Origin of the sequence: Desulfosalsimonas propionicica, from assembly GCF_013761005.1 — a bacterium.
GTDB classification, from domain to species: domain Bacteria; phylum Desulfobacterota; class Desulfobacteria; order Desulfobacterales; family Desulfosalsimonadaceae; genus Desulfosalsimonas; species Desulfosalsimonas propionicica.
The window spans coordinates 1-11,223 of sequence record NZ_JACDUS010000022.1; the positions used below are offsets into that span (position 1 = coordinate 1).

At 49.5% G+C, this 11,223-nt stretch carries 11 protein-coding genes and 1 riboswitch; of the genes, 6 read left to right on the plus strand and 5 right to left on the minus strand.

Annotation, left to right across the window (positions count from 1 at the left end; all coding sequences use genetic code 11):
• Window positions 1-235 precede the first annotated feature (235 nt).
• The 3 genes from HNR65_RS17640 to HNR65_RS17650 form a co-directional block, all read right to left on the minus strand.
• Window positions 236-1,276, minus strand: a complete 1,041-nt coding sequence (locus HNR65_RS17640) for an IS630 family transposase (RefSeq protein ID WP_332309044.1) — start codon at window positions 1,274-1,276, stop codon at window positions 236-238.
• An 81-nt stretch (window positions 1,277-1,357) separates the two neighbouring features.
• Entirely contained in the window at window positions 1,358-1,684 is a 327-nt protein-coding gene (locus HNR65_RS17645) for a hypothetical protein (RefSeq protein WP_181552855.1), read from the minus strand.
• A 32-nt stretch (window positions 1,685-1,716) separates the two neighbouring features.
• Window positions 1,717-1,887, minus strand: coding sequence for a hypothetical protein (locus HNR65_RS17650; protein WP_181552856.1), 171 nt, complete (start codon window positions 1,885-1,887; stop codon window positions 1,717-1,719).
• A 272-nt stretch (window positions 1,888-2,159) separates the two neighbouring features.
• A riboswitch (cyclic di-GMP riboswitch) is annotated at window positions 2,160-2,234 on the minus strand.
• A gap of 427 nt (window positions 2,235-2,661) precedes the next feature.
• On the opposite strand from HNR65_RS17650, the gene HNR65_RS17655 reads away from it, so the two are divergent.
• From HNR65_RS17655 to HNR65_RS17675, 5 genes are all read left to right on the plus strand, one after another.
• Entirely contained in the window at window positions 2,662-3,348 is a 687-nt protein-coding gene (locus tag HNR65_RS17655) for a Crp/Fnr family transcriptional regulator (protein WP_181552857.1), read from the plus strand.
• 311 nt (window positions 3,349-3,659) lie between these two features.
• Window positions 3,660-3,968, plus strand: coding sequence for a thioredoxin family protein (locus HNR65_RS17660; RefSeq protein ID WP_181552858.1), 309 nt, complete (start codon window positions 3,660-3,662; stop codon window positions 3,966-3,968).
• A 48-nt stretch (window positions 3,969-4,016) separates the two neighbouring features.
• Window positions 4,017-5,900 (plus strand): aryl-sulfate sulfotransferase, encoded by a 1,884-nt coding sequence (locus HNR65_RS17665; protein WP_181552859.1) that lies wholly within the window; start codon window positions 4,017-4,019, stop codon window positions 5,898-5,900.
• Between the two features lie 109 nt (window positions 5,901-6,009).
• Complete coding sequence (locus HNR65_RS17670) at window positions 6,010-6,978, plus strand: NAD(P)/FAD-dependent oxidoreductase (RefSeq protein WP_181552860.1); 969 nt, start codon at window positions 6,010-6,012, stop codon at window positions 6,976-6,978.
• A gap of 72 nt (window positions 6,979-7,050) precedes the next feature.
• A complete protein-coding gene (locus tag HNR65_RS17675; protein WP_332309045.1) occupies window positions 7,051-8,394 on the plus strand; it encodes an SLC13 family permease in 1,344 nt (447 codons plus the stop codon).
• A gap of 296 nt (window positions 8,395-8,690) precedes the next feature.
• On the opposite strand, the gene HNR65_RS17680 is transcribed toward HNR65_RS17675, so the two are convergent.
• Entirely contained in the window at window positions 8,691-9,032 is a 342-nt protein-coding gene (locus tag HNR65_RS17680; protein WP_332309046.1) for an FAD-dependent oxidoreductase, read from the minus strand.
• Window positions 9,033-9,114: 82 nt separating this feature from the next.
• Here HNR65_RS17680 and HNR65_RS17685 point away from each other — a divergent pair.
• Window positions 9,115-10,247, plus strand: a protein-coding gene (locus tag HNR65_RS17685) for an IS3 family transposase (protein ID WP_181552863.1) whose coding sequence is annotated in 2 segments (ribosomal slippage) — window positions 9,115-9,376 and window positions 9,376-10,247 — 1,134 coding nt in all. Because the reading frame shifts where the segments join, the coding sequence is not laid out codon by codon here.
• A gap of 151 nt (window positions 10,248-10,398) precedes the next feature.
• Here HNR65_RS17685 and HNR65_RS17690 read toward each other — a convergent pair.
• Window positions 10,399-10,761, minus strand: a complete 363-nt coding sequence (locus HNR65_RS17690; protein ID WP_181552864.1) for a helix-turn-helix domain-containing protein — start codon at window positions 10,759-10,761, stop codon at window positions 10,399-10,401.
• Between the last annotated feature and the right edge of the window lie 462 nt (window positions 10,762-11,223).

Consider the following 11,223-nt stretch of genomic DNA (forward strand, 5'->3'; position numbering starts at 1 on the left):
CTCTATCCGGTTCCATTGTTCATTTGTTATGTCCATCTTGATTATATTGCATAATCAAGTTCTTATGTCTAGTTTTTTTGAGATGAGTTGTAGTCTACAGTAACGTATTTCTCTCTTGCCGGCATGGAGCGATAGCGGAATACCTGTCAAGAGCAGAAAATGGTTATGCAAAAGAATCATTATCTCTGGGGATTGGTTTCAGGCGACTACTAATATTTGCAAAAGTAGGTATACATTACGATAAAATATAAGCACAATCCGGATGCCGGAAAAACGACCTGATAATCCGGGGCAGTTTTTGAAGTTTTCGCAGGCGACCGAAAATTATGGATTTGAATTTGTCCGGACCTGAGATCGCCATTCTTCCTGTCCCATGAGACTTTACGTTATTGAAAACCTGCTCGGCAGGATTCAATGACGGGGAATAAGAGGGCAGAAAATAAACTTCCAGTCGGCCATCAAAAGAATCGATACAATCTCTTACTTTTTTGGATTTATGAGTCGGGTGACCATCCCAAATCACGAATACAGGGCCTTCGTTGTCATGCATGAGCTTTTTCAAAAACTCGCACACCTTTTCACCGTTTACCGTGCCTTTGGTGATCATAAAGCGCATGCTTCCCCGGGTATCAATGGCCGCGATCATGTTGACGCTGAACCTGGCACCCGTACTTTCCACGACCGGGGTTTGCCCTTTCGGCGCCCAGGTTCTGCCGGCATGGTAATCCGATCTGACACCGGATTCATCGGCAAAATATATCTTTGCACCCAGTTTTTTGGCTCTTTTTTTGATCTCCGGAAAAACCGTGCGGTTCCATTCGGCAACTTCTTCCGGATTCTGCTGGTAGGCGCGGTGCAAGGGTTTCTGCGGGGAGAAGCCCAGTTGCCGCAAAAGACGGCTCACCGAACTGATGCTCAGTTTGATGCCGAATTTTTTCTTGATTACATCAGCGACCATACTGCAGGTCCACAGGGCAAAGGGCAGCTTCAACTGCTGAGGATCCTTGTCCCTGACTGTATTGTGAATCCAGGAAATATGGCTGCCGTTGAGTTTGCTGGGCCGTCCGCTTTGCTTGCCGGAACTCAGGGCGTGCCAGCCGCCGCCACGGTATCTGGCAAGCCAGTTATAGATACAGGCTCTGGAAAACCCCAAGGCCTTAATGACCTCTTCGGGGCTTTCCCCATCCTGGACACGCTGAACCGCTCGGATGCGGATCTCTTCCATCGCTTTCGGGCTTATTTTTCTTCCGTCTTGTGTATTCATGGCATGTAGCATAGCAAGAACAACTACAAATGTCTACATATTTTTGCAAACATTAGTAAAACGAAACGATTTTTCTAAAGCACGGCGATCTCCTTATTTGTTGTTTTCGTTGGGGGGCTTGGAGCCGATGAGTTCGGCCTGGGCCAAATCCAGGTCAAATTTTTCCTTTTTGGCAAATTCGCGGGCCTTTTTGCCCACCAGCGCCATGAATTCCTTATGATCTATTTTGCCCTGGGCGGCAAATTCCTTGGCAGCCGCTTCGTAGCCGAGCTTCTGCATGCGAAACATATCGGTCCTGCGCTGACAATGCGCCAGAAGTTCATCCACCTCCTTCATCGGCAGCCCTTTAACGATAACATTGCGTGGGCTGCTTGGAGGGAACAGGTTCCGTGAAAGCGCCAGGTGATAAAGGTAATTCATTTTGATTCTCCTTTCTTCCGGATTCTCTCTGCTTATAAATTTCGGTTTTTATCGACCAGATCATCAACGATTCGGCCCTGGCCAATTCTTTGCGTCTTGACCTGCTCTTTGAGCCATTCGACGGTTAAAGGATCGACCGTTAAGTTGATCTTTTTCCGCTTTTTATCTTCTGGCAGGTAAGGATTCTTGCCGCCTCTTGGCATGATTGCGTCCTTGCATCACCTTTAACAATATTCAAACCAACGCCCGAATAACCCACAATGAAAAGCTGCATAGTGAAACAGTTTAGCACCGTCTTGTTCCGAGCCATGATTGGTCCAAACAAAGGGTGCCACCGCACATCTTCTTTTCTGTTCGTTGTTTTTCATGTTGTACAGATATCGGCTCATTTAATGATCAATTGAGGGGATCTATTTACATAAAAAAACGCTTCCCGGTTACCGAGAAGCGCAATTTATATGCTAATTGGTCACTTATTGGCAACCCGGCTATCTTCGTGAGACCCGTGGCTTTCCGTCCCATAGTTGCCTATGGTTTGGCTTTATTATATTTTTATATGATGCACGGCTTGATCAGCAAAGTCAAATCTTTCCTTAATTTCTCAGGAAAACTCAAATTTTCCGAAATTTCGTTACGCGGCCAGGCGCAATAGGATATTTAAAAAGGATTTTCCACTGTGGTGTTGGCTACCAGCCTTTTGCCTTCTCTGATATCAAAAAGCTGGTGGCCAACGGCATGACGCCGCTGCGGAGATCGGGGAGATTTGATTCCCGAGAGAGCACAAGGAGGCCCTCAAGGTCCGTAAGGCAGCCGGTATCCGATTGGGACGACCGCTTATTTTTGAACTTTTTTTACCCGGCAGATGGTCTACTTACAGAGCTCGTCTCGAATGATTCCAGGAATTTACTTTTTCCGCCACTCCGGGTATCGCCTAAACTTTTATTGAAAAAATCAGTTGATTGGCTTACGTGTGAAGTATGGAAAATTTCACAGAAAAAGACATTGACGTTTTTTGCCGTGCACCGTTTTTCAAAGACCTTTCCAGAAAAATCGTATGCGATCTGTTTGCTGCCGGCGATATTTTTACCTTTCCCAAAAACACCTTTGTTTCGGCGATCGGAGACAACTACGACACTGTGCTGTTTGTCCTTTCCGGCCTTCTGCGGGTCAGTGCCGGGTCCTCCAGCGGCCGGCGGGTCACCTTTCTGCTGGTGAAAACAGCCGAACCGTATAATCTTCTTGGCCCCTATCTGTACCGCTCCCGCATCCTCGAGGCCCAAACTCTTGAAGACACGCGATGCCTGGGGCTTGGGGGCAAAAGCTACCGGGATTTCGTGGAACGCCATCCGGTCATTGTCCACAACATCCTCAGGTGGATCGGTATGGGACTTGACAGTGCCAATTCCCGGCTGCTGGATCTGATGGAAAAAAAGGTGGAAAACCGGATACTTCGGGTCCTGAGCACGCTGTATGACAAATTCGGCTCCCCGCTTTTGTTTACCAGCCAGGAAATATCGGAAATTGCCGGAACCACCCCGGAAACCACCCTCAGAACCATGGGAATGCTGCGTCAGATGGCCATTATCTCCACCCGGCGGGGCAAAATATGGATTCATGACAGTGCAGCCCTCAAAGACACCGAATTCGGCAGCCTCAATATATAACGATTTCCTTTTTCCCCAATCTTGAAGCCCCTGTTTCCAAAAACTTATACAAGCCTCTCATTGCGTCATAAAAACCGCTCTGTTCTCCCCAGTAAAAAAAATTAAAAAAAATTCATTATTCCATGACGACCGTCATGGAACTTTTCTCAGCCTTTGACTTATAAAATACCCAACAGTGCAAAAAGCCCAAGCATGTCCATGGCCTGGCCGTCAGTCCGGCAAAAAATAAGTCCATGAGGCTTTCAGAAACAGCGCCCGGACATGTCTTATGGACATGCAATAAAAAGCACCCATCAGAAAAGGAGAAAAGCATGATTCAGGAACTCGACACCCAAACATATGATCAGCTCAACAAGTCCGGTCCCATGATGGTTGAGTTTTACTCCAAGACTTGCGGGCCATGCAAGATGCTTGCATTTGTCTTGCGCGATATTGACAAGACCATGCCGGATTTCAACATCTACACCATCGATTATGATGAAAACCAGGAGTTAAAGGAGCGACTGGGAGTAAAGGGATTTCCAACCATTCTGCTGATGAAAGATGGGCAGGAAATCAATCGGATTGCCGGATTAAAGCAAAAACCCGAGATCATAAAAGCCATCAAAGAGATTTTGTAATCTTCCGGTTCTATAGCTTCCCATGTTTTATTCCCAAAGGAGAATACGATGACCAACAAAGTAACATATACTCATTCGGAACACTTGATTACCCGTCAGACAAAAGCTGAGAATGAATTTCTGGCGGAATTTCAAGAAAATGAGCACACGATTGAGCATCCGTTTGTGATAAAAAATCCATATCTGATCAACCCCCTGTGCGCTCTTGTCATGTTTCACACCAAGCGAAAAGTGGCTCCCACAGTGACTGTCTGCGGCAAACGCCATGACAGGGAAAATCTTTCTCATACCTTCCCTGAAGATACTTTTCACAGACTGCCCATTCTCGGGCTTTATGAAGATTTTGCCAACAAAGTCGTCATTGCCCTGCCGGACGGCACCGAAAAAGAGATCGTTATCCAAACGGAAAAACTGCCCGAAGAGGTCTGTCGCTGTTTGAGTGTGATGACCTCAGCAGATTATCTTCAGGACAATCTCATGTTTCTGACCCCGGCGGGCAAAAATCTACCCACCGCCTACGATTATAAAGGTGAGATCCGCTGGATGCTCCTGGAAAACACCATGTTCGACATCAAACGGGCGGCCAACGGCAACATCCTCACCGGTTCCAGCCGGTTCTGCCGGATGCCCTACAACTCCACCGGACTGATCGAACTGGACATGCTGGGCAAGATTTACAAGGAATACCGCCTGCCCGGCAACTATCACCATGATCATTTCGAGATGGAAGACGGCAACCTGCTGGTGCTGACGCAGGATTTTCACCGGGACACGGTCGAGGATATGTGCGTGCTCATTGACCGCCAAACCGGTGAAATTCTGAAAACCTGGGATTATACGAGCTTTCTGCCCCAGGATGTGGCGGGTTCCGGTTCCCAGGACCCCCATGACTGGTTCCACAACAACTCGGTCTGGTATGACAAAGCCACCCACAGCCTGACCCTTTCCGGGCGTCATCAGGACGCTGTCGTGAATATCGATTTTGATTCCGGCAGGCTCAACTGGATCATCGGCGATCCTGAAGGATGGCCGGAAGACATGGTGAAAAAATACTTTTTCACGCCGGTGGGCGATGTGGAGAATTTTGACTGGCAGTATGAGCAGCACGCGGCCCTGGTATGCCCCAACGGCGATATCATGTGTTTTGACAACGGCCAGTACCGGGCCAAGAAAAAAGAGAACTACATCAAAAACTCTGACAATTTTTCCCGGGGCGTTCGCTATCGCATTGATACCGAAAAAATGGAAATCGAGCAGGTCTGGCAATACGGCAGGGAGCGGGGCCAGGAATTTTTCTCCCCGTATATCAGCAATGTGGAATTTTACGGCGAGGGCCACTACATGATCCATTCCGGCGGCATCGGGTTTAAAAACGGATATGCCGCCGATGAACTCGGCCCCTTTCTGGACACCAAAGACCCGGCTGTGGAACTGCGCTCGGTTACAGTGGAGGAAAAAGACGGCGTGGTTCTCTATGACCTGGAAACAGAAGGCAACTTTTACCGCGCGGAAAAACTGCCCATTTACCATGACGGTGAAAATCTTTGCTTCGGTCCGGGCCGGCTGATCGGCAGGCTGGACGTCACGCCGGGATTTGACACGGTTCCGGATGCCGAAGCCGTCGATGCCCAGCCGGATGCCTGGCATAACGTCGTCATTGAAGAGGACGAAGACCGCATGGTCTTTCACGCCCGGTTTGAAAGAGGCACTCTGGCCATGATCTGCCTGGAAAACGAAAACGAAAGCCATCATTATTTTCTCAACACCTCGGCCACCTGGCACCTGGCCATGTGTTCCGGCGCATTTCTGGAAGAGGATGACCGGGATATCAAAATGAACATCAGCAAGGAAGGCCTTAAAGGCAAGTTTGCCGTCAAGCTGATCATTAATGACAAGAAGTTTGACACGGGGGTGAAGTTTTTCTGCCCCTGATCGGCCTCGGCAGACGGCCGCCATCGGGCGGCGGGAAACCGGTAAGCCTCCGGCCCCTGCTGCCCGGCTTTATAAACACAGGCAGGGAATAAAGCAAAGGACAAAACCAATGACAACAACACAATGCGATACCTTGGGAAACAGTGCTTACCCGTACGAAGAAAACGAATACGATCTGGTCATCATCGGTGCCGGGCCGGCAGGCATGACGGCATCCATCTATGCCATTCGTGCCAATATGAGGGTGCTGCTTCTTGACAAGCTGTCCCCTGGCGGCCAGGTGATCAACACCCTGGAGGTCCAGAATTATCCCGGCGCCGGAATTATCAACGGTGCTGAACTGGCCATTCAGATGTTCGAGCAGACCCAGGCCCTTGGCGTGCCTTTTGAATACGCCACCGCAACACAAATTCTGGAAAACAACGGGAAAAAACAGATTGTCTGCGAGGAAGGGCAGACATTTCAAGCCAGGGCCGTCATTATTGCCACCGGCACCAATCCCCGAAGGCTCGGTGTCCCGGGTGAGGAAAAATTTGCCGGTGACAGCATTCACTGGTGCGCCATCTGCGACGGCTCCCAGTACCGCTGCAAAACGGTCGCCATGATCGGCGGAGGCAATTCTGCGGTTGAAGAGTCCCTTTACCTGGCGGGAATTGCCGACCACCTGTCGCTGATCACGCTTTTCGACCTGACGGCCGACCCGGCAGCATGCGACAAATTACGGGCCCTGCCCAACGTCACAATTTATGAATGTCATGAAATTCTTGAATTTATCGGCACCAACGGCCTGGAGGCGATACGGGCCCGGTGCACCAAAAGCGGCGAAGAGATCACAGTCAGGACAGAAGGCGCCTTTGAATATATCGGCCTGGAACCCAAGGCGGAGGCTTTCAAGAACCTGGGCATTCTGAATGAACACGGCTACATTGAAGCCGATTCCTGGATGGAGACCCGTGCAGGAGGCATTTTCGGGGCCGGGGACATTAACAGCAAAAACCTCCGACAGATCGTCACCGCCTGCAGCGATGGCGCGCTCGCCGCACAGGCGGCCGCCCGATACATTGAAATGATGAAGTAAAAGGTGTCATCAAGAAAAAAGCGAGGTAAAGATGAAAAACAAATCTTTTGCCAATACAGGCAAAATGATCATGTGGGCGTCTGCATTTTCCTGCCTCTTATGATTATGGCCATCCCTGTTACAGAATCCTTTACGACTGAAATCAGATGTTTTTTCGCAGTCACCCTTTTTGTTATCTTCCTGTGGGCCTTTGAACTGATGCCCTATGTCATACCCGCCATGTTTCTTCCGGTTTTGTATGTGGTCACCGGGATTGCGGGACCCGCGGCGGCGTTTGCTCCATGGGGCCATTACATTCCCTGGATGCTGCTGGCCGGCATGATCCTGACCTACATTTTTGATGACGCAGGGCTGCTCCGCAGAATCAGCTACTGGGCGATTCTGAAAACCGGAGGCAGCTTTAACGGACTTTTATACGGCCTTATGATCTCCGGCGTCGTCATCGCCCTGATTCTTCCGGACATTGCCTCCCGGACGGTTTTGTTCGTTGCCATTGCCTTCGGCATCTGCAAGGCCCTGGAGTTGCCGCCCTTGTCAAGACGCGCTTCAGCGGTCATGCTGGCCGGGGTGATGTCCGCGCTGACCCCGTCATACATCTATTATACCTCCGCCGCGCAGACACTGATCGCCTGGGAAGCCGCAAGCGGGTCCGGCTATACCATCTCCTGGCTCCGGTATCTTCTATACAACGGCCTCCCCACCCTCATCTGGTGTTTTCTGACGATCCTGATCATCCAGGTATTGTTCGGCCGCGCAAAAAAAGAACACTACAAAAGCTACTTCGAAGAAGAATATCGTAAAATGGGGAAACTCAGCATCAAAGAAAAAAAGCTGGCGGTGATTTCCCTGGGACTTTGCCTTTTTGTGGTTCTGGAGTCGTACCACGGGATTGAGGTTGGATGGGGATTTGTGGCTGCTGTTTTTCTTTGCTACCTGCCGGGCATCAACCTGGGAACTGAGCATTCATATAAAGACGCCAATTATGCACTGATCATTTTTGTGGCTTCCTGCATGGCCATTGGCGCGGTCTCCAACCAGCTTGGGGCGGGGGTTTTCATTGCACAGAACCTGCAGCCCTATCTTAGCGGCGGTCTGGTGCACATGGTGGCCGCATCCTGGCTCCTGGCAGTAATCCTCAATTTTGTCATGACACCTTTGGCGGCTGTTTCCTGTCTTTCAGGACCACTGGCCGGCATCGTGAATACGATGGACGCTCCTATTGTTCCGGTCATGTATGCCTGGAACCAGGGGCTGGAGCAAATCATCCTCCCCTATGAATACGCGCTGATCCTGCTGGCCTTCGGGTACGGCTACATATCCCTGAAGCATTTCATCGGGTTTTTCAGCGTCAGAATGGTTGCCAATATCCTTTTTGTGGTGATTGTCTATCTGCCGTTCTGGATGATCTTTGGATGATCTTTGACAACGATACACTCTGGCGCATTGTTCATGATGATGTGCCCGGATTACTGCCGTTGCTGAAATCTCTGGAAAATGCGGTGCAATCATAAAACCCGGCAGTGCCAAGAGCCCAATCGGGCTGGATGACCTGAATTTTTCAGGCATGATGTGGAATAACAAAAGCCAAAAAGAACAATTTTAAGTTTCTCCCATCACGTCCGTGAACCGATCCTGGCACTTCATGGCCGCCAAAATTGCTTTGGCGCTCATGGTCCGCACCGGTTCCGGCGGCCATGGCAGGGCTTTGCGGTTCACAAAGAAAACCTCATACGTTTTTTGTAGCTGGGAGAAGTGGCCACCCGCAGGAACCCCGGGTGATAGTAGTCACAGTCCAGCTCCCGGGAGCCAATCAGTTCCCGGGTGGTGTCCACGGCGCGCTCCATATAAAGATGCGCTTCCCTGGCCGCAGACCTGCCGAACCGCAGTCTGGCTATACCCATGGTCAGGCCGAAAGGGGTCATGTTAAACCCGCCGTTTCTGCCGCTGGCTCCGTAGCCAATGATTTGCGCTTCCAGAAGCGCTATCCTTGACAGCATGTTTTTTGCCAGGTTACGGACATCTTTTTCCCTTGTCGACTTTTGCTGTCCGGGCAAGATTCCGGGAGGGATGCGGTGGACCCCAAAAACTGGACCATGTTATAAGCTCTGAACTAACCCCGACAGAAAGGAGTTAATGATGAGCAAGAAGCGGAAGCAATACAGTTCACAATTCAAGGCCAAAGTCGCACTTGAAGCGGTCCAGAATGAGTCCACCGTTGCTGAAATCGCCCAGAAATACGGGGTTCACCCGACAATGGTGAACAACTGGAAGCGCGCCCTGCTTGACGGCGCCTCCAATATTTTCGATAAAGGACAAAAATCCCAACAACAAAACGATGCCAAAGTTGACGAACTTTACCGTCAAATCGGTCAGTTAAAGGTCGAGCGGGATTTTTTGTCCAAGAAGTTCGGTCTATGACCCGCAAAGAGCGCATGGAAATGATCAAATCCAATAGTCGTCAAATCAGTGTTCGGCGACAGTGCGAGTTGCTCGATGTCAATCGCTCAAGCGCCTATTATCGACCTGAGCCGGTTAAGGCCGAGGACTTGAAGTTGATGGAACTCATTGATAAACAATACCTGCAAACGCCGACATTCGGCAGCCGATCCATGCGCGACCATCTGCAGCGAAAAGGCCATGATATCAACAGAAAGCGGGTGCAGCGTTTGATGCGAACAATGGGATTGGAAGCCATCTATCCCAGGCCCAAAACCAGCAAGCCGCATCCAAAACACAAAATTTATCCGTATCTGCTCAAGGGGATGAATATCGACCGTCCCGATAAAGTCTGGGCGGCAGATATCACATACGTTCCCATGAAGCGCAGTTACATGTATCTGGTGGTCATTATGGACTGGTACAGCCGGAGAGTCCTTTCCTGGCGCTTATCCAATACCCTGGATACCAGCTTTTGTGTTGCGGCCCTGGAAGAGGCGATCATCCGATATGGGTGCCCGGATATATTTAACACGGACCAGGGCAGCCAATTTACTGCCCGGAAATTTCTTGAAGTGCTGGAATCAAACAATGTCCAGATCAGCATGGATGGCCGAGGCCGGGCATTTGACAACATTTTCGTGGAACGCCTGTGGTGGACGGTGAAATACCACTACATTTATCTTCGCGAATTTGAGACCGGCAATGAATTAAAACAAGGCCTTGGCAACTGGTTTGCATTTTACAACCAGGAAAGGTCGCATCAGTCGCTAAACAGAAAAACACCGGACGAAGTATATTTCAAAGAACAAATAAAACAAAAGGCGGCTTGAAAACCGTTGTCGCCCCACCCCTCGTGGCTAACTTCAGTCACCCTACGGGTTCCTTTCGTTAGCCACGAGGGGTGGGGGCATCAGGGCATAAAGACTTAAACAACTCAGAGCTTATTCCGAGCGGTAATTGGTCCCAACAAATGGGTCCACCTCAGGATAAAACCTGGAACAGGGTGCCGTCAAAAGCTATCAGATCTTTTTCAATAAGGCTGTCCTTGGCTTTAACGTATTGATCTATCCTTAGTTCCAGCATGGTGCAGATCCTGTCATAGCTGTAAAAGGAAAGGCCATTGCGATCCGATACGAGCACCAGAAAAAAATACAGGAGCAGTTCGTTGTGGCCCAGCGCGGTTAAAAACCCATCGGTAAGAAAACGATGCAGAATAAAAGCAAACCCATCGCGTTGACAGCTTGGGTGGTCACAGGTTTTCTGCCGGTCTTTAACCGGGGCATTTGGCAAGAACCCGCGTTTGCAGATACGGCAGGGGCGCTTGGGTGAAGGTGTCCTGGCCATCGTTTTCTCCTTTCGTTATGAGAAAACGATTCTATAAAATCCCTTTATGCCAGGGAACGAAAAAGCTTTAATCGGGAATTAAAAGAACAATATGGAAATCTTTAAATTTTCGGGAATCATATGGACGGAATTAAACTCAAAACATAATCCAACTGACGACATAACTTGCCAGCATCGGTAATATTCCAGGGCCTTCCGGAAATTCCACCTTGAATCTGGTAGTCCTCTCTGGCCCGGGATTCGCATTGCTGTCGGGGAAGAGCCGGATGTTGAAGCTTTAAGTCTGATTGAACCAGTCTGAAGAAAGATTAAACGGTTACAAATTTTCTTGTTTTTCTAAGAAGTTGACAATTCATCCCTTCCTTTGTACAACTCATCTCAAAAAAACTAGACATAAGAACTTGATTATGCAATATAATCAAGATGGACATAACAAATGAACAATGGAACCGGATAGAGCCT

Excerpts from the sequence above, each read along its gene's own strand:
- HNR65_RS17640 (WP_332309044.1), bottom strand. The coding sequence starts at position 1,276 with ATGCTACATGCCATGAATACACAAGACGGAAGAAAAATAAGCCCGAAA.
- HNR65_RS17645 (WP_181552855.1), bottom strand. The coding sequence starts at position 1,684 with ATGAATTACCTTTATCACCTGGCGCTTTCACGGAACCTGTTCCCTCCA.
- HNR65_RS17650 (WP_181552856.1), bottom strand. The coding sequence starts at position 1,887 with ATGCCAAGAGGCGGCAAGAATCCTTACCTGCCAGAAGATAAAAAGCGG.
- HNR65_RS17655 (WP_181552857.1), top strand. The coding sequence starts at position 2,662 with ATGGAAAATTTCACAGAAAAAGACATTGACGTTTTTTGCCGTGCACCG.
- HNR65_RS17660 (WP_181552858.1), top strand. The coding sequence starts at position 3,660 with ATGATTCAGGAACTCGACACCCAAACATATGATCAGCTCAACAAGTCC.
- HNR65_RS17665 (WP_181552859.1), top strand. The coding sequence starts at position 4,017 with ATGACCAACAAAGTAACATATACTCATTCGGAACACTTGATTACCCGT.
- HNR65_RS17670 (WP_181552860.1), top strand. The coding sequence starts at position 6,010 with ATGACAACAACACAATGCGATACCTTGGGAAACAGTGCTTACCCGTAC.
- HNR65_RS17690 (WP_181552864.1), bottom strand. The coding sequence starts at position 10,761 with ATGGCCAGGACACCTTCACCCAAGCGCCCCTGCCGTATCTGCAAACGC.